Source organism: Blautia sp. AM47-4, from assembly GCF_003479865.1.
Lineage (GTDB): Bacteria > Bacillota > Clostridia > Lachnospirales > Lachnospiraceae > Fusicatenibacter > Fusicatenibacter saccharivorans.
Window position 1 is genome coordinate 13,110 of record NZ_QUHY01000020.1, and the last position, 18,035, is coordinate 31,144.

15 protein-coding genes and 1 pseudogene are annotated in these 18,035 nt (G+C 45.0%); 15 read left to right on the forward strand and 1 reads right to left on the reverse strand.

Translation table 11 applies throughout. The annotated features are described in order from the left end of the window. Window positions 1-9: 9 nt before the first annotated feature. The 11 genes and pseudogenes from jag (at window position 10) to DW965_RS13090 (ending at window position 10,779) form a co-directional block, all read left to right on the forward strand. Entirely contained in the window at window positions 10-834 is an 825-nt protein-coding gene (gene jag / locus DW965_RS13040; RefSeq protein WP_118697736.1) for an RNA-binding cell elongation regulator Jag/EloR, read from the forward strand. Window positions 835-1,005: 171 nt separating this feature from the next. Continuing rightward, window positions 1,006-2,393 (forward strand): annotated as a pseudogene (gene mnmE / locus DW965_RS22190) (tRNA uridine-5-carboxymethylaminomethyl(34) synthesis GTPase MnmE). A 130-nt stretch (window positions 2,394-2,523) separates the two neighbouring features. Next, entirely contained in the window at window positions 2,524-4,395 is a 1,872-nt protein-coding gene (gene mnmG, locus DW965_RS13050; RefSeq protein WP_118697734.1) for a tRNA uridine-5-carboxymethylaminomethyl(34) synthesis enzyme MnmG, read from the forward strand. A 124-nt stretch (window positions 4,396-4,519) separates the two neighbouring features. After that, window positions 4,520-5,245, forward strand: coding sequence for a 16S rRNA (guanine(527)-N(7))-methyltransferase RsmG (gene rsmG / locus DW965_RS13055; protein ID WP_119198460.1), 726 nt, complete (start codon window positions 4,520-4,522; stop codon window positions 5,243-5,245). Between the two features lie 317 nt (window positions 5,246-5,562). Next, window positions 5,563-6,186 carry a recombinase family protein gene (locus DW965_RS13060; protein ID WP_117805249.1) on the forward strand — a complete coding sequence of 208 codons (624 nt, stop codon included), beginning with the start codon at window positions 5,563-5,565 and terminating at the stop codon, window positions 6,184-6,186. 221 nt (window positions 6,187-6,407) lie between these two features. Further along, window positions 6,408-6,767: a hypothetical protein gene (locus tag DW965_RS13065; protein ID WP_117805248.1), complete on the forward strand. Its 360-nt coding sequence runs from the start codon at window positions 6,408-6,410 to the stop codon at window positions 6,765-6,767. A gap of 37 nt (window positions 6,768-6,804) precedes the next feature. Next, window positions 6,805-7,146, forward strand: a complete 342-nt coding sequence (locus tag DW965_RS13070) for a hypothetical protein (protein WP_117805247.1) — start codon at window positions 6,805-6,807, stop codon at window positions 7,144-7,146. 32 nt (window positions 7,147-7,178) lie between these two features. Next, window positions 7,179-7,661 carry a hypothetical protein gene (locus DW965_RS13075; protein WP_117814435.1) on the forward strand — a complete coding sequence of 161 codons (483 nt, stop codon included), beginning with the start codon at window positions 7,179-7,181 and terminating at the stop codon, window positions 7,659-7,661. Window positions 7,662-7,704: 43 nt separating this feature from the next. After that, window positions 7,705-7,824: a zinc-ribbon domain-containing protein gene (locus DW965_RS22605; protein ID WP_119198461.1), complete on the forward strand. Its 120-nt coding sequence runs from the start codon at window positions 7,705-7,707 to the stop codon at window positions 7,822-7,824. 8 nt (window positions 7,825-7,832) lie between these two features. Next, complete coding sequence (locus DW965_RS13085; protein ID WP_147398794.1) at window positions 7,833-8,309, forward strand: hypothetical protein; 477 nt, start codon at window positions 7,833-7,835, stop codon at window positions 8,307-8,309. A 67-nt stretch (window positions 8,310-8,376) separates the two neighbouring features. Next, window positions 8,377-10,779: a hypothetical protein gene (locus tag DW965_RS13090; protein WP_118697732.1), complete on the forward strand. Its 2,403-nt coding sequence runs from the start codon at window positions 8,377-8,379 to the stop codon at window positions 10,777-10,779. 415 nt (window positions 10,780-11,194) lie between these two features. Here the strand turns inward: DW965_RS13090 and DW965_RS13100 are convergent, their stop codons facing one another. Further along, window positions 11,195-12,535: an ArnT family glycosyltransferase gene (locus tag DW965_RS13100; protein WP_158581114.1), complete on the reverse strand. Its 1,341-nt coding sequence runs from the start codon at window positions 12,533-12,535 to the stop codon at window positions 11,195-11,197. A 310-nt stretch (window positions 12,536-12,845) separates the two neighbouring features. Here DW965_RS13100 and DW965_RS13105 point away from each other — a divergent pair, with 310 nt between their 5' ends. The 4 genes from DW965_RS13105 to DW965_RS13120 are packed head-to-tail and all read left to right on the forward strand — an operon-like array spanning window position 12,846 to window position 17,931. After that, entirely contained in the window at window positions 12,846-13,955 is a 1,110-nt protein-coding gene (locus tag DW965_RS13105) for an ABC transporter ATP-binding protein (RefSeq protein WP_118697730.1), read from the forward strand. Next, window positions 13,952-14,815 (forward strand): ABC transporter permease subunit, encoded by an 864-nt coding sequence (locus DW965_RS13110; protein WP_022462025.1) that lies wholly within the window; start codon window positions 13,952-13,954, stop codon window positions 14,813-14,815. The genes DW965_RS13105 and DW965_RS13110 overlap by 4 nt, the downstream gene beginning before the upstream one ends. 12 nt (window positions 14,816-14,827) lie before the next feature. After that, on the forward strand, window positions 14,828-16,345 hold the full coding sequence (locus DW965_RS13115; protein ID WP_243004592.1) for a GldG family protein: 1,518 nt from the start codon (window positions 14,828-14,830) through the stop codon (window positions 16,343-16,345). Then, window positions 16,345-17,931: a DUF4340 domain-containing protein gene (locus DW965_RS13120; RefSeq protein ID WP_117762023.1), complete on the forward strand. Its 1,587-nt coding sequence runs from the start codon at window positions 16,345-16,347 to the stop codon at window positions 17,929-17,931. The genes DW965_RS13115 and DW965_RS13120 overlap by 1 nt, the downstream gene beginning before the upstream one ends. Window positions 17,932-18,035 lie beyond the last annotated feature (104 nt).

Consider the following 18,035-nt stretch of genomic DNA (forward strand, 5'->3'; position numbering starts at 1 on the left):
TAAATCTTTATGGAGTTTATCGAAGTATCCGCAAAAACCGTGGACGACGCCATTACAAAAGCCTGCATCGAGCTTCAGGCTGCCAGCGATAAACTGGAGATCCAGGTCATCAGCGAAGGCAGTTCCGGATTCTTTGGAATCGGAAGTAAACCGGCTGTGATCCGTGCCGCTGTAAAAGCCGCACCGGAAAAAGAACCGGAAACACCCCAGAAACCAGAGAAAAAAGAGGCAGCTCCTGCACCGGTAAAAGAAGCGCCGAAAAAAGAAGCTGTAAAGAAAGAAACGGAAAGAAAATCTGCTCCGCGTCAGGCAGAAACTGCAAGACGCTCCGAGCCAAGAGAAGAGCGTGAAGTAGTTCAGAGAACAGACGAGGAAATCGCCCAGATCAAGGCAACGGCACTTGAGTTCTTAAGCGGCGTGTTCAAAGCCATGGAGCTCCCGGTTGAGATCCAGATGGAGTACAATGCCGAGAATGGTTCTCTTGAAGTTGATTTTGCCGGTGAGGATATGGGCATCCTGATCGGAAAAAGAGGACAGACGCTGGATTCCCTTCAGTATCTGACCAGCCTTGTAGTCAATAAAGAGCAGAAGGATTACGTTCGTGTCAAACTTGATACGGAAAATTACCGCAAGCGCAGAAAAGAAACACTGGAAAACCTGGCAAGAAACATCGCTTACAAAGTGAAAAAGACCAGAAGACCGGTTTCTTTGGAGCCGATGAATCCTTACGAGAGAAGAATCATCCACTCTGCATTGCAGGGAAATAAATTTGTGGAGACCTACAGCGAGGGCAGCGAGCCATATCGTCACGTTGTTGTAGCGCCGAAACGATAAGAAAGCGTAAAAAATATGCAAAAAGACGGTACCTGTGTAAAATACGGGGTACCGTCTTTTCTGGTTTTCTGATAAAATGGAACTATTCAGAGCCATGCGAAAGGAAAGAAAAGATGTGGATCTGAATACTGGGATCCCCAAAAAGAGAGGTTTTAGAAAGGACTGGAAACAATGGCAGGATTTCATTTGGATGATACAATTGCCGCAGTGTCCACAGCGATGGCGCCGGCGGGAATTGGTATTGTAAGAATCAGCGGAAACGATGCGTTCGAAGTGGCAGACCGCGTATTCCGTGCAAAAAAAGAAGGAAAAAAGCTTTCCGCGGTCAAATCCCATACGATTCATTATGGCTGGATTACCGAAGGGGAGGAAGTGATTGATGAGGTCCTTGTCATGGTGATGAAAGGGCCGAAAACATATACGGGCGAGAATACCGTCGAGATCGACTGTCACGGCGGGGTGCTGGCGGTGAAAAAAGTGCTCGAGGCAGTCTTAAATGCCGGTGCGCGGGCAGCAGATCCGGGCGAGTTTACGAAACGGGCGTTTCTGAACGGAAGGATGGATCTGACGCAGGCCGAGGCGGTCATGGATGTCATTTCGGCGAAAAGTGCCTATGCCTTAAAAAGCTCCGAGAGCCAGCTTCGCGGAACGGTGAAAAAGGCGATCCGGGCAATCCGCGAGAAGCTGATTTACGAGATCGCATTTATCGAGTCAGCGCTCGACGACCCGGAGCACATCAGCCTGGACGGGTATCCAAAGCGGCTGGCCCAGGTTGTTGCGGAGCAGAAAAAGCAGGTGGAAAAGCTGCTTGCATCTGCGGATGAGGGCAAGATGATCCAGGAGGGCATCAAGACGGTGATCCTTGGAAAGCCGAATGCCGGAAATCATCGCTTTTAAATCTGCTGGCAGGCGAGGAAAAAGCGATTGTGACGGATATCGCCGGAACGACACGCGATGTGCTCGAGGAAAATCTGGTTTTAAAGGGCATTTCCCTTCGGATTCTGGATACGGCGGGGATCCGAAAAACGGCGGATATGGTCGAGAAAATCGGTGTGGACCGTGCTTTGGAGCATGCAAAGGACGCGGATCTGATTCTCTACGTGGTGGATGCATCCGTGCCGCTTGATGAGAATGATGCAAAAATCATGGAAATCCTGAAAGGGCGCAAGGCGATTGTGCTGTTGAATAAGTCGGATCTGACTGCTGTGATCGAAAAAGAGGAGATGGAGCAGAAAACAGGCGCTCCGGTCATCAGCATTTCCGCGCGGGAAGAGACAGGAATGGAAGAGCTGGAGGAGCAGATGAAAAAGATGTTTTTCCAGGGCGAAATTTCGTTCAACGATGAGGTTTACATTACGAATGCGCGCCACAAGCAGGCACTCTTTGCAGCAAAAAAGAGTCTGGAACTGACGGCAGAAAGTATCGAAATGGGTATGCCGGAGGATTTCTTTTCCATTGATCTTATGAATGCGTATGAGGAGCTGGGTTCGATCATCGGTGAAGCGGTGGGAGAGGACCTTGTGAATGAGATTTTCAGCAAGTTCTGTACAGGTAAATAAAGGCAGCAAATACAGATTACGAAGATCTGCCGGAATAGAGTTACAAGGAACGACAGCCGGATTTTGACAGAGTAGAAAAAGCTTAAGACAGAATCCAAAGCTGTAGATAGAGAAAGAGGATAAAAGAAAAATGGCAGTTTTAGAAGAAACAATTGATATTGCCGTCATCGGCGCAGGCCATGCGGGATGCGAGGCAGCACTTGCGGCAGCGCGGATGGGGCTGGAAACGGTTGTATTTACGGTAAGTGTCGACAGCATCGCCATGATGCCGTGCAACCCGAACATCGGAGGCACGTCGAAGGGACACCTCGTAAAAGAGATCGATGCGCTCGGCGGCGAGATGGGTAAAAATATTGACAAAACGTTTATTCAGTCGAAAATGCTGAATCAATCGAAGGGACCGGCGGTGCATTCGCTGCGTGCGCAGGCGGATAAGCGGGCGTACAGCCAGTCGATGCGCGAGGTTCTTGAAAATACCGATCATCTGACGATCCGCCAGATGGAGATTGCGGAGCTGATCGTGGAAGACGGTGTTCTGACGGGTGTAAAGGCCGTTTCCGGCGCGGTTTACCACTGTAAGGCTGCCGTCCTCTGTACCGGCGTTTATCTGAATGCACGGTGCATTTACGGCGATGTGAGCACGTATACCGGCCCGAACGGCCTGCAGGCGGCGACGCATCTGACGGATTCCCTGAAAGCGAACGGCGTGGAGATGGTGCGTTTTAAAACAGGAACACCGGCGCGTATTGACAAGCGGAGCATTGACTTTTCGAAAATGGAAGAGCAGTTTGGCGATGAGCGCGTTGTGCCGTTCTCATTCTCGACCGATCCGGAGAGCGTACAGATCGATCAGGAATCCTGCTGGCTGACGTATACGAATGAAGAAACGCACAAAATTATCCGCGAAAACCTCGACCGGTCGCCGCTGTATTCCGGCATGATCGAGGGAACAGGCCCGCGGTACTGTCCATCCATTGAAGATAAAGTTGTAAAATTTGCCGATAAAAACCGCCATCAGGTGTTCCTGGAGCCGGAGGGACGATACACGAACGAGATGTACGTCGGCGGCATGTCAAGCTCGCTGCCGGAGGATGTGCAGATTGCGATGTATCACACCGTGCCGGGTCTGGAGCATGCAAAAATCGTGCGGAATGCGTATGCGATCGAGTACGACTGCATCAACCCGAGACAGCTTCTGCCGTCCCTCGAGTTCAAGGCGATCAAAAATCTGTTTTCCGGCGGCCAGTTTAACGGTAGTTCGGGATATGAAGAGGCTGCGGCACAGGGTCTGATCGCGGGTATCAACGCAGCGCTCCGCGTACAGGGAAAAGAGAAATTGGTGCTCGACCGTTCGGAGTCGTATATCGGCGTTCTGATCGACGACCTTGTGACGAAAGAGAACCATGAGCCGTACCGTATGATGACGAGCCGCGCGGAATACCGTCTGCTGCTCCGTCAGGACAACGCGGATCTGCGTCTGCGCAAATACGGCTACCGCGTGGGTCTGATCAGCGAGGAGCAGTATGAGGCACTGAAAGTAAAAGAACAGCGGATTCAGGAAGAGATTGAGCGCGTGGAGAATACGTATGTGGGAACGAGCTCGAACATCAATGAGCTTTTGGAAGAGTATGGATCAACGCTGCTTTCCGGCGGAAGTTCGCTCGCAGAGCTGATCCGCCGGCCGGAGCTGAATTATAAGATGCTGGCGGAAGTAGATCCGAAAAGACCCAAGCTGCCGGAGGATGTGCAGGAGCAGGTCAACATCAACATCAAGTACGACGGCTATATCAGGCGCCAGATGAAGCAGGTGGAGCAGTTTAAGAAGATGGAAGAGAAGAAGATCCCGGAGAATATCAATTACGACGAGATCCAGAGCCTGCGCATCGAGGCGAAACAGAAGCTGAACCTGTACCGTCCGATCAACATCGGCCAGGCGTCACGTATTTCGGGCGTTTCCCCGGCGGATATTTCGGTTCTGCTGGTGTATCTGGGACATAAATAAAGGACAGATATGCATGCCTGAATTACATTCTTATGCAGCGAAACAGCAAGTGTTTTGATACTGCGTGGACAGGAACAAAAAGTGCAGCGGGCACTTGGAAGAATAGAGTAGAACGGAGAACAACATGAAAGAATACAATCTTGAAGGATTTGAGCGCGGCCTTTTTGAGCTTGGAATCACACTTTCCGAGGAGCAGAAGACGCAGTTTCTGCAGTATTATGAGCTGCTTGTAGAGTGGAATTCGTTTATGAATCTGACGGCGATTACGGAGTTCGATCAGGTGATTACGAAGCATTTTCTCGACAGTCTGTCGCTGGTGAAGGTCTGTGATGTGGCACAGGCGGGACGCATTCTCGATGTGGGAACGGGAGCCGGTTTTCCGGGAATCCCGCTGAAAATCGCGTTTCCGGATGTGGAAGTTGTATTGCTGGATTCACTGAATAAGAGGGTGAAATTCCTGAATGAGGTGATCGGACAGCTTGGCCTTTCGAAAATCACGGCGGTTCACGGAAGAGCTGAGGATTTCGCACGCCAGAAGGATTACCGGGAGCAGTTTGATCTCGTGGTATCGCGGGCAGTGGCGAATTTAAGCTCGCTTTCGGAGTACTGTCTGCCGTATGTGAAGGTGGACGGACGGTTTGTTTCGTATAAATCGGGCAAATTGAATGAGGAGCTTGCCGCAGCTCAAAAAGCGATTCATGTGCTCGGCGGCGAGGCAAAAGAGCCGGTTTACTTCCAGCTTACGGGAACCGAGGATGAGAGATCGTTTGTCTGCATCGAGAAGGTGAAGGCAACGCCGAAGAAGTATCCGAGAAAAGCGGGAACACCGGCGAAGGAGCCGATTCAGTAAAGAATAGTATATTTTGAAAACTGAGAGTCGCATTCTCGTTACTTCAATGATGAGTTAGACGCGCAAAATTTTGAATAAAAAAGCAAGGCAGCATACCACAGAGAAATTTGTGGCATGCTGCCTTGCTTTTTTGTTGGGAGAATAATGGTCAGATAAGTGAACATAATAGACCATCATATAAAAAATATGTGTTCCCAGAGATGCTTTATTATAATGTGTTTGAAAAGAGAAGTTGATGAAATTTTGTGATCACAAGATTCACGTCGAGCATGTAAAATTTTCTGTGATGCAAAATTTTATAAAGAAGGGAACACGCTATGAATATTTATGGTTACATACGAGTAAGTAGCCGAGATCAAAATGAAGATCGGCAGTTATTATCGTTGAAACGAATTGGTGTTTTGGAAAAGAATATTTATCTGGATAAGCAGTCGGGCAGAGATTTTAACCGTCCGCAATATCGTAAAATGATACGAAAATTAAAGAAAGATGATTTGTTGTATATAAAAAGTATTGATCGACTGGGAAGAAATTATGAGGAAATTTTGGAACAATGGCGTGTGCTGACAAAAGAAAAAGGTGTTGATATTGTTGTCCTTGATATGCCATTGCTCGATACTCGAAGGGGAAAAGATCTGATGGGAACCTTTTTGAGCGATATTGTTTTACAGGTGTTGTCTTTTGTGGCAGAAAGTGAAAGCAAAAATATTCGTCAACGGCAGGCAGAAGGAATTGCAGCTGCAAAAGCAAAAGGAGTGAAATTTGGCAGACCGTCGCGGTCGGTACCGGATAATTTTGATGAAGTTCATAGGGAATGGAGAGAAAAAAAGATAACGTTAAAGGAAGCTGCGAAAGCATGTGACATGCCGGTTGGGACGTTTTATGGGAAGATAAGAAAAATGGAAGATGAAAAGCAAATGACAGGAGAGCAGAATTTGTAAATGTGTACTTTTGCAAATTCTGAAAATTCAAGTTACTTTGTTGTATTATACAATATTAGGAAGAAAAAAACAATGTATTTTAGTGAAAATATATAAAGAAATAGAATGTGTTTTCTGATCTGCAAAAGTACACTTTCTGAAAACGGGGGATTAGGTAGGGGGGATGAAAAAGAAAAAATCGAAATCCAAAACCAAAGATATAGAAGCAGGAGGAATGTGTTATGACACGAAAAAAACAGATGTATTTGTTTTTAATGGTCTTAAGCATGATGATGCTAATTGGATGTGGTAAGTCAACATCGGGAACCAAAGAAGTTACAGATGGCAGCATTGTGGTTCAAGTTCCAGAGGGCAGTACTGTAGAGAGTTTATTTGATTTTACATCTACAGAGAATATCAGCTTAAGTGGTGCAGCAAGTGGAATAATTCATGTGGGAAATTTGGCAAACGGCAACTCAGTAGTATGGAAATCAGATTCAGTTTTTCTGTATCTGCAAGGAAAAGCCCAAGATGTAAGTGTGATATATTACTCGAACAGGCTTGATGATGATCCGATTCCCTATAGCGAATTTAAAGAATAATTTATGGTTCATGTTTGAAAAGAAGGAGAAAAATTAAATGACATATATACGTATCGGTGGCAGCAGTTTTTCTGATAAAGATATTTTTGCGTTTGTTATAGTTGTTTTAGTGATAGGAATCGCTTCCTGGATTGGATACTTTATTTTGAAATCAAAGGACAATTCCAAGCCACTGGAAAAATCGAAAGTAAAAATTCTTGAGAAACCAGTACAAAAAGGAAACATTGAATGGTATGTGGTTGAATTTGAAAATGGAGAGCGTAAAAAGCTTAGAAGTTTTCATGCAGACACCATATTTATTGCAGTAGGAGATGAAGGCATCCTGGAATATCGGGGAATTACAATTCAATCGTTTCGGCCATTAACAGCAAAAAAATAGATAAAAAAATAAATTAAGAGAGAAGGAAGGATATGGGAACAGCTACATATGTAAAAATTTGTTGTCCACGGTGTGGAGAAAAAGACTTAAATATTATAGGAGATCGGGATATAGGAGGTGCTGTAGCAAGCGGAATGGGTGTTTCTGTATTTGCTGGTACGAAAGCTGGAGTATTAGCCGGAGCGAGTGGTTTACAACAGAAGACATATTGGATCTGTAAAAAATGTGGAAGAAAATTTAGAAATCCAGATGAACTTACGGCAGAGATAGAAGCATACCAAAAACGGGCTAAAGGATTTAAAATTGTAGGAATAATAATGTCAGTATTGATGCTGGTAGCGGCGGCAGGAATGCTCATTAATGGAATCGGAATCATGGCATTGTTTTTCTTGATTCTGGATGCACCATTTATTTTATGTATGCGGGTATCTGCATACCAAGTTCAGAGCCGAAAACAAGAGCTGAACGAAATTATGGAAGGGATGCAAAGAATGTGGCAATCTGGATCCAAATAAAATAGTGTTCGTGATAAAAATTTCAAAATGTGGAGGGAAATAAATGCTTTGCAAAAAATGCGGAACAGAAAATCCAGATGGGGCAAAATATTGCAGTAAATGTGGAAAAGCGCTAAATGAAAAGTCACCTGCAAAAAAAACAGAGAAAAGGGTATTGTATTAGCAGTGTGTGTGATTGTAGCAGTCGTACTTCTTGTTTATACACTTGGGGGAAGAAGCTACAAAAAGACAATAGATACATTTGTAACGTCGCAGTTTGCGGTAGATGCACAATCTATTGTAGAATTGCTTCCGGAAAAGGTAGTAGATAAAGCATTAGAGGAGACAGGATATAGCAAAACAGAGTTGGTAGATGAGGCGAATGATTCTCTCAAGAAACAAGTGGATTCCTTGGATCAATCGCTGGGAGATGACTGGAAACTGTCTTATAAAATGACAAATGTTGAAGATGTGACAGATGATGACCTGGATGATTTAAAAAGCAATTATGAAGATATAAACGTAAAAGTATCTGCAGCTAAAACTGTAGAGGTTGAGTTTACTTTGAAAGGAGATGAAACAGAAGTAAGCAATTCTCTGGAAATATCTGTAATAAAAGTAGATCGTTCTTGGTATTTAGATCTGTATACAATGGGAAACCTGTTTTAGAAGAAAAATCAGATGAAAAAAGGACTCTGTATGTTTTATACGGGGTCCTTTTTTGAAAGGAGCACAAATGGAAAAGAAAATGAGGAATATTTTGATCGCGTTGATAATAGGGTTTCAAGTATTTCCGATTACGGTATATGGAAAAGGGAAAGATGCTTTTCTGGCATATCAGGAAGCAATGCAGAAAACAGTCGTGTCAGGAAACTGGAAAGAAGAACTGGATATGGATGCAGATATGACAATTATCCAGGGAAAAGCAAAAACGAAAACGAAAGTTACATTGGATGCAGTTACAGAGGTATCTGGTTATGATGAGAATGACAGTTCTGCAGTTCAAATGACAGGCTCTGCCAGTATGGCTGTACTTGGACAAAAATATATATGGAATATGACGTATCGAGATGGGACGGCTCATTATGAATATAAGGAACCAGTAAGCAAAACGGTAGATGTTGAGATGAATCCAAATTATTTTCAGTTCTCTTCATTAACGCAGAATATGGTGAAAAAGAGTAAAATTTCTGGAAATGAGATTACCTTTACAATTCCGGCAGAGAAAGCGAATGAGATAGGAGTAGCCGCTGCTCAGATGGTAGAGGGAGTAGAAAATTTAAAATACAGCGATGTAGAAACAAAAATAACCATAGATAAAACAACAGGAAAGATTGATGAAATTCTTATGGACTTTCAGGCATCTATGCAGTATCAGGGATATGATGCGGATATGCAGTATACAGTAAAATATAAATTTTTAAGTCTCGATCAGGGTGGAGCAGAGGAAACGGAACAGCAGAAGAATGAGGAGGAAAGCACACCAGAAGATGGATTAGCGGTTTATTCAGATTATACCAGTCTGAGTATTTGTAAAGATAATATCATTACGTTAAGTGCTGGAATTTTCAACAATGGAGAACTGATGGATGATGTTTCAGGAATTACATTTTGGGTAGATGATTCATCAGTTCTTGAACTAAAAAAAACAGGTGTGGCAGATAAACGACGTTATACAGAATGGAAAGGAATTCAGACGGGAACGGCACATGTGTTTTTTCAAGACACAAATACAGGGTATATGAGTGAGATTCCAGTTACAGTGTATAAAGACCATGAGTATTCCTATACGGTAAATGCTGTGCCTGTACAATATATTGAAAAAGAATATGCTACCAATATTTATAATATGAATGGTTTATATATTGACAATTATGCATATGAAATAAATAAAGATAATAGGACAGCAAGTGTATCGTTTGATGTATACAACAGCAGTTACATATATGGAAGTGTAGAGACGTATGATGAAAATGGACGTTTAAAAGATGTGATTTTGATTAAAAAGATGAGTTCCAGTAATACGAGTATGAAAGGTGCATTGTGGGATAACACAAGTGGATTGATTTCTGATTTGAAAGATGGAACAATAGGAAGTTATCGACAGAAAAGTGGATTTTCAAAAAAGACGTCAGTCAAGATAGAAATACCAAAAGATGGGTATATTAAAATCAGCAATGATCCACAGGATTCGGCAGTGGTCAATATTATAAATTCAGCGGATCTCCTGATTGGCATTGGCAAACTGGCAAAGACGATCAAAAATTTTGATGTGGACAGTGAAGTATTTAGCAAAGCATTGACTAAAAAACTGCTGGAAAGTAAAACATTTGTGACTTTAATTGAAGATGGAAGCGAGCTTCCGCAAAATTTATGTAAAGGTGTTTCAGATAAAGTATTTTTTTCGACAGAATCGTTGGGTTCATTTAGCGAAACCATTATAAAAAATTTAAATGAATTTGATTTGATGGAGGTCATTGAGGATACAGCTAAAGATTTCGGTGTGAGTATTGGCGAAAAAATATTTCATTTTGTATCTGGTCCGGCAGGAAAAGCTTTAGATGCAATATTTGTTATGGGAAAAGTTGAAAATGAATTTTTGCAGCATATGAATTTTATCAGGTCGCAGGGCGTGGGTTCTGTTTATATTCAAAATCAAAAAGGATTTCGGGCATCGCAGCAGATCAGGGTGGAGAGCAAAAATGGATTTTCAGATGAAACATCGTTGAGCGTTTTTAAAGTGGAGTTGGATTCTGAAAAATTGGAGGAACTAAAGAAAACAAATTTAGCGGCTTACAATGCGATTAAAGATCGAACATCTTACACATACAATATTTCACTTATGGAAAGCGGAGAAGAAATACAGCCAGAACAAAATGTGCAGGTATATATTCCAATTCCAGAAAAAATGAAGCTTTTTGCCTATCTTGGAAAAACAAAAATTTACAGGGTGGAAGCGGATGGATCCTTAACAGAAATGGATGTGAAAATAAAAAATGGAGAATTTATATTTGAAACATCACATTTTAGCGTTTATACATTGATAGAGGAGAGTCTAAGAAAAGAGATTATGTTAGTAATATTAAGCATTTTAGTTTTTGCTGGAATATTAGTATATTTGAGGAAAAGAAAAAAATAAATTGTAGGGCATTGTGTAACAAAAAAAGAATGTATTAAATCAAGTATAAAAAAGCAAATAAAGGTCATATCCAGTTATGGTGTAGAATTACGAAAACAAAATATTCCGATCAGCCAGACACTGGAGATTTACTGTTCCACAGTTGCTGATTCGTCTTATATCGAAACTGACGATGCACAAGGAGAAACCAATATTGTCCTTGATGTTGCAGATCAGCCGGTGAAACATCAAAATAAGATGTTGGTAATTATTTTAGGAATTGGGATTCTGGCAATTGGTGTTATAGCTATTTTAGCAATTAAAAGGAAACAAAGAAAGTGAAAGGAAAGACCGGATGAAACATATCTAAAAACTAAAAGCTTGTAACGAAGAAACAGGTGCTATCTGAGAAAAAGAGATAGCACCTGTTTCTTCGTTATCCACAGCAGCCCGGAATCAGAAATCCGATGTAGCTGATGAGAAACAGTACAAGCCAGACTGCTCCCGGCAGGAGTGTCAGATGGCAGGAGGCGCGTTTCCACTCAGCGGGAAGTTTTGCAGTGAGTGAAGAATAGCCGTCATCGATCCAGACCATCAGCGGGACAAGCGCCGGCATCAGGTAGCGGCCCTGCGACTGGTAGTCGCTGAAATACGTGTTGTACATGTCCATGAACAGCGTGATCAGGCAGGCGAGGAGCAGCATCACAAAGAGGAGAAGCTGCGGCTTTTTGCGGAGCCAGTGCGGGATCATGGCAAGAAACAGAAACAGCAGGAATCCGAACGCCATCAGCGCACCGTACAGCAGGTAAAGCACCATCGGAAGATGGACGGTCATGTAGGAGAACGAGCCGATGAAGCTGCTGACGGTGGAGAACAGCCAGTTGGAGGTGCGTCCCTCCGGGGTCTGTAAATACGTCTGCTTAAAGCTCCAGCCTTCGGATGCCGGTGTCTGGCGGTTTTTCGGTTTGTACTCCTCAGTGGCATACAGCGATGCGGATTCATTTGTGGTGCGCATGCCGAGCAGGTCTCCGTCGTGGATGACGGCATTGCGGATGAAGAACCAGCCGCCGATCAGGAAGGCGATGGCAAAGACCAGAAGAGCTTTGGCGAAGATCTCCTTTGCTGGTTTCCTGAAATGTATCATCAGCGCGAAGAATAGAAGAATGCTGCAGAGCAGATACGCGTAGGCGTTGTAGTACGACAGCGCGCAGAGTCCGCAGCCTGCTCCAAGGCCGATACAGTCTTTTTTGCAGAATGCGCTTTTCATGCCGCGAATCCAGAAATAGATGATCAGTGCGACCGTGAAAACGGCGAACGAGTCGTTGTTCACATAGCAGGAGAGGAACACAAACTGCGGCAGAAAACCGACGAAAATACCGCCGAGCAGTGCGGATTCGCGGCGTTCAAAGAGCTCTTCGCCGATCAGAAACACAACGATCAGTGTGCCGGTGCCGGAAAGGACGCTGGTGAGGCGGGCGGCAGTTAAAAGAGCCGCTGCACTTTTCGTAAACAGCGATGTAATGGCCATAAACACGGAGCTGATGATCGCGGTCAGATACGGATACAGCGCATAGGAGAATCCCCACAGCGGATGGCGCACCGATTCTTCCATGCCGTTCGGCAGTGTGTGGTGTGAGACGATGTATTCCGGAATCAGCATCCGCATCGCCTCATCGGGGGCGTGTTCGGTTTTCAGGAAAATCGAGGTGCCAAAAGAGATGCAGAAAAAGCCGAAAATCAGCATATACTTGGCCCAGTAGTAGTCTTTTTTATTCATAGAGTCTCCTAAAATCTCCAGTCCCGGACGGGAAAAAGTCCGGCGTAATGTTTCGCGGAGGAACAAAAATGGAAAAGCGTCCGTCCGCGGATACGTTATAGTATACATGATTCTTATGGTAAAAGAAATTGATTTTTCGTCGAAAAACAAACAAACTGCTCCATGGCTTCACTGTTTTTTCACAAATTTTCCAGCAAATTATCACATTTTCAGAATAAGATAAAGTGTCTTTAGAAAATGAGAGCATCTCCGGCTCTTTCACCCCCAAGGGCGGGCTGGGACTGCTTTAAGAAACAAGGAGGAAGGAACATTGATAGAGGTTAAAAACCTGGTGAAACGCTATGGCGACCACGTAGCTGTCAAAAACCTGAGTTTTACCGTAGAAGAAGGCCAAATCTATGGTTTCCTTGGCCCAAACGGTGCCGGAAAATCAACGACCATGAACATCATCACCGGCTATCTGGCATCTACGGAGGGCGAAGTGCTGATCAACGGCCACAATATCCTGGAGGAGCCGGAGGAGGCAAAGAAATGCATCGGCTATCTGCCGGAGCTGCCGCCGGTCTACACGGACATGACCGTTCTGGAATATCTGAAATTCGTGGCGGAATTAAAGAAAATTCCAAAGGATCAGAGAAAGAAACAGATTCTTGAGGTCATGAATCTGGTGAAGATCACCGATATGCAGAACCGTCTGATCAAGAACCTGTCGAAAGGATACCGACAGAGGGTCGGACTGGCACAGGCAGTGCTCGGTTATCCGCCGATCATCATCCTCGATGAGCCGACGGTAGGCCTGGATCCCAAGCAGATCATTGAGATCCGCGACCTGATCAAATCACTGGGTAAAAAACATACCGTTATCTTAAGTTCCCACATCCTCTCCGAGGTCAGCGCTGTCTGCGATTACGTCATGATTATTGCAAAGGGACAGCTTGTTGCGAGCGACACCCCGGAAAACTTAAGTAAACTGATGCTTGGATCAAACACGGTTACATGTACCGTTCACGGAACGAGGAAGCAGCTGGTTCCGGCGCTTAATGCGCTCGATGCAAAAGAGATCCAATATGAAAATACGCCGAATGAGGAGCAGATTAAGGTAAAAATTACCACGGAAAAGGATAGGGATATCCGCGAGGAGCTGTTCTATGCACTGGCAAAGGCCAACTGTCCGATCCTCGAGCTGACTTCCTCCTCGATGTCTCTGGAAGACGTCTTCCTGGAGCTGACCGATGATTCCGGAAAGGCTGCAAGAAAGCTGAAAAAAGCAGAGAAAGAACAGCTGAAACAAAAAGAATGTGAAAAAGAATGTGAACCAGAAGCAGACAAAACGGCTGTCGGGGAAACGTCTGAAGAAAAAAGCACAGATGCAGCGGAATCAGCCGCTGAAACAAAACAGGAGGAGGGAGACGCACAATGACGGCGATTTATAAAAAAGAGTTAAAAAGCTATCTGACAAGCATGATCGGATATCTGTTTATGGCGTTTACTCTGGCGCTGTTCGGCCTGTATTTTACGGCCATCAACCTGCAGCAGGGTTACCCGGAGATCGGATACGCGCTGCAGAATTCCGCATTTATTCTGCTGATCGCAGTACCGGTTCTGACAATGCGTGTCCTGTCGGAGGAGCAGAAAAATAAGACGGATCAGCTGCTCCTTACCGCACCGGTAAAAATTTCCGATATTATCCTTGGAAAATATCTGGCACTTCTCACCATTTATGTGATTCCAGTGCTGATTATGTGCCTGTATCCGCTGCTTCTTGGAACCCACGGAACAGTTTCCTACGCTGTATCCTACACTTCGATCCTTGGCTATTTCCTGCTGGGAGCAGCCTATATTTCGGTCGGTGTGTTCGTTTCCTCCATCACCGAGAGCCAGGTCATCGCAGCCGTTGTCGGCTTTGTGATCCTGTTCCTGTGCTACGTGGAGAGCGGTATCGCAAACTTCTTCCCGGAAGGAGCCGGAAGCTCTTTCTTTGCTTTCTTTATCATCATTGCACTGGTATGCCTCTGGATCGGCAGTATGATTAAAAACCCGATCATTACAGGTGTGATTGCCGTGATCGGCGAAGGCGCGCTGACGGCAGTTTACTTTACAAAATCCACCCTTCTCGAGGGCAAAATCCAGGATCTGCTCGGTGTATTCAACATGGCAGGCCATATGGATAACTTTGTGAACGGTATTCTGGACATTGGCGGTGTTGTTTACTACCTGTCCGTCATTGCAATCTGCACTTTCCTTGCAATGCAGTCCCTGCAGAAGAAACGCTGGAATTAGGAGGTGGAGACGATGAGCAGCGAAAAGAAAGAAAAGAAACAGCATAAAATGAATTTTAATATTAAAGAAAAGCTGAAAAAGACGTTCTCCAAAGAACATCTGAAGGAAGTGTTTACCGGCGAGGAGCAGAAAAAGCATCTGAAACAGGGCTCTTATTCTTCGATTATGACGGTGATTGTTCTGGCTGTGATTGTGGTTATTAACCTGATTGTGGCGCAGATTCCGACCAGCAAAACACAGATTGACCTGAGTACGCAGAAAATGTACTCCATTACAGATGAGACGAAAACGGCATTAAAGGATCTCGATCAAGACGTTACCCTGTATTATATTGTGCAGAAGGGCAGTGAGGATGACACCACCGAGAAGCTGCTGGAGCACTACGATGAGCTTTCTGACCATATCAAAGTAGAGACAAAAGACCCGGATCTGTATCCGAAATTTACGAGCCAGTATACCGATCAGACGGTAGCTGCAAACAGTGTGATTGTCGTATGCGGCGATAAGAGCAAGGTGGTCAGCAACAGTGATATGTGGGAGACTTCCACAAACTATCAGACCTATCAGACACAGACGACCGGCTTTGACGGCGAGGGTCAGATTACCAGCGCCATCACGTATGTGACGAGTGAAAACAACCCGAAGGTTTACTGGGTAACCGGCCACGGCGAGGCTTCCGAGAGTGATCTCTCTACGAACTTCAGCGATGCCATTAACAAAAACAATGTGGAAATCAGTGATCTTGCCCTGATGACAGACGATATCCCGGAGGATGCCGAGGAGCTTGTAATCATGTCCCCGACCACCGATTTTTCAGAGGATGAGGCAAATAAAGTCATTACCTACCTGGAAAACGGCGGAAAGCTTCTGATGTTCACCAGCTATACCGGAACGGATATGCCGAATCTGGATTCCATACTGGAAAATTACGGTGTGAAACGCTCCAGCGGAATTGTTGTGGAGACCGATTCCCAGCATTATTATCCGCAGATGCCGTATTATCTGCTGCCGAACATTCAGAGTGATGACATTACAACCGAAGTAAAGAGTAATTACATTCTGATGCCGGTTGCACAGGCAATTCAGAAGCTCGATTCTTATCGTGATACCATTACGATCAAGAGCCTTCTGACGACCACCGAGGACGCTTATATTGAAAATGATCCGGAGAACAGCACCTGGTCGAAGAGCGCGGACAGTGAGACGGGCGCATTTGACCTTGGCGTTTCCATCACAGAGACCGTAGATGATAAAGAGACACAGATCATTTATTTCTCGAGTGCATCGATGCTGAGCAGCCAGATTGACCAGGCAATCAGCGGTGCGAACTCAAAGCTGGCAGCGACTGCACTGACCTCCATGTGTGATGTGGAGCAGACCGTTGTTATTCCAAGCAAGAGCACAAGCTATACAAACCTGGTATTTACACAGGGAGCAGTTAACACCTGGTCTATTATTACCATTGCGGGAATTCCGCTGGTACTTGTTGTGATTGGCGTGATGATCTGGATGAAGAGGAGAAAACAGTGATGAAGAAAAAAGGAAAGATGGCGGCCTGCCTGATCCTTTTGGTACTGCTTCTTGCCGTATTGGTGGTGCTGACGAAGAAAAACAGCACCGCCGATGCGGACAGCAGCAGTTCGGATTCTGGTGCAGACGCCGAAAAAGTGGTTGATTTTTCAAAAGATGATGTAACAGCGCTTTCGTTCCGGATCAACGGAGAGACGGTGTCTTTTACGAAAACAGCAGGAGACGATGATACCGATATCTGGACATACGACCAGGAGGATGGATTCCCACTGGATGAGGGCAAGATAACGAGCGTTTTAAGCTCTCTTAGCAGCATGACAGCAGAAAGAGTCATTGAAGGCGATGAAATCGATTCTATGGCCGATTTCGGGCTCGAGACGCCGTCTCAGGAGGTTATAGTGACTGCGGGAGACGAGAAAACGACGATTCATGTCGGAGATAAGAACAGCTCGAGCAGATACTATATTTATCTGAACGATGATACGAGTAAGGTTTATCTGGTAAGCACATCGCTTGGAACGATGTTCCCGTCCGATATGATGGAGTGGGCGACAACGGAATCCATGCCATCTGTGACGGCGGAAAACATTACAAAGCTGCAGGTGGAGGGTGAGAACGGATATACGCTGACAAAAGAAGTAAGCGCTGCTGATTCGGCACTTCAGACGGATGAATGGCAGGTTGTGGACGCAGATGGAGCGGCACATGGCGGTGATGCGGATTCGATCGGCACCATGACAAGTGCAGTGGCATCTCTTAGCTTTGGAGATCTTGTTACGTACAACGCATCGGATCTTTCCCAGTACGGACTGGATCAGCCAAAGACGACGATCCGCGTGCATTACACGGAAGAGCAGGAGGTTGAGGCTGACGATACAACAACGGCAGATACTTCTTCGGATTCCACAACAGATTCTGCATCAAGCGACAGCACTGCAACGAGCTCTTCTTCCGAAACGACAACCGTTACGGTGGAGAAAGATCTGGTATTGTATGTCGGCAATGCAAATGAGGACGGCGGTTCTTATTACGTGAAGCTGGACGGCTCGAATGAAGTTCATCTGATGACGGCTTCGAATGTTGAAACCTTCACCGGAAAGAAGGCATCTGATTTCTGGAACATGTATATCGGCATGGAAAATGTATCGGATCTGACGAGCCTTGATATTACGTATAACGGCGAGACGAAGACGTATGTACGCCATGTGGAAGAGAAAAAGGATGACGACAGCGATTCCACAACACAGGAAATCAGTTACATCTGCGGCGATGAAACGATTGATAAATCAACGTTTACCACGTTCTATTCTTCGCTCATTGGCCTGAAGGCGCAGACGAAGGATGAAAGCCTCGTGCAGGCCAAGGATGCCGAGTTTACCGCAGTCTTCCATATGACAGACGGCGACCTGACATTTGCTTACAGCCCGTATGATTCGAGCTTCTATTACACGGTAGATGAGGACGGAGTGCCGTCTCTTGTGAATAAAAATAACGTGAAGACCATGCTGGAAAATTACGGGAAACTGCTTGCGGCAAAGACGGAAGATGACAGTTCTTCAGACAGCACGTCAGAATCAGCGGAATAAAGAGTCATTAAAATCTGGTTAAAATTGAAAACGGAGGATTTACTGAGAGTGAAAAAATCAGTAAGTCTTCCGCTTTTTTATGGGAAAATGAAAGCGGAAGAAGT

What these genes read in the sequence shown, in the direction of transcription:
- jag (WP_118697736.1), top strand. Translation starts at nt 10, where the DNA reads ATGGAGTTTATCGAAGTATCCGCAAAAACCGTGGACGACGCCATTACA.
- mnmG (WP_118697734.1), top strand. Translation starts at nt 2,524, where the DNA reads ATGGCAGTTTTAGAAGAAACAATTGATATTGCCGTCATCGGCGCAGGC.
- rsmG (WP_119198460.1), top strand. Translation starts at nt 4,520, where the DNA reads ATGAAAGAATACAATCTTGAAGGATTTGAGCGCGGCCTTTTTGAGCTT.
- DW965_RS13060 (WP_117805249.1), top strand. Translation starts at nt 5,563, where the DNA reads ATGAATATTTATGGTTACATACGAGTAAGTAGCCGAGATCAAAATGAA.
- DW965_RS13065 (WP_117805248.1), top strand. Translation starts at nt 6,408, where the DNA reads ATGACACGAAAAAAACAGATGTATTTGTTTTTAATGGTCTTAAGCATG.
- DW965_RS13070 (WP_117805247.1), top strand. Translation starts at nt 6,805, where the DNA reads ATGACATATATACGTATCGGTGGCAGCAGTTTTTCTGATAAAGATATT.
- DW965_RS13075 (WP_117814435.1), top strand. Translation starts at nt 7,179, where the DNA reads ATGGGAACAGCTACATATGTAAAAATTTGTTGTCCACGGTGTGGAGAA.
- DW965_RS22605 (WP_119198461.1), top strand. Translation starts at nt 7,705, where the DNA reads ATGCTTTGCAAAAAATGCGGAACAGAAAATCCAGATGGGGCAAAATAT.
- DW965_RS13090 (WP_118697732.1), top strand. Translation starts at nt 8,377, where the DNA reads ATGGAAAAGAAAATGAGGAATATTTTGATCGCGTTGATAATAGGGTTT.
- DW965_RS13100 (WP_158581114.1), bottom strand. Translation starts at nt 12,535, where the DNA reads ATGAATAAAAAAGACTACTACTGGGCCAAGTATATGCTGATTTTCGGC.
- DW965_RS13110 (WP_022462025.1), top strand. Translation starts at nt 13,952, where the DNA reads ATGACGGCGATTTATAAAAAAGAGTTAAAAAGCTATCTGACAAGCATG.
- DW965_RS13115 (WP_243004592.1), top strand. Translation starts at nt 14,828, where the DNA reads ATGAGCAGCGAAAAGAAAGAAAAGAAACAGCATAAAATGAATTTTAAT.
- DW965_RS13120 (WP_117762023.1), top strand. Translation starts at nt 16,345, where the DNA reads ATGAAGAAAAAAGGAAAGATGGCGGCCTGCCTGATCCTTTTGGTACTG.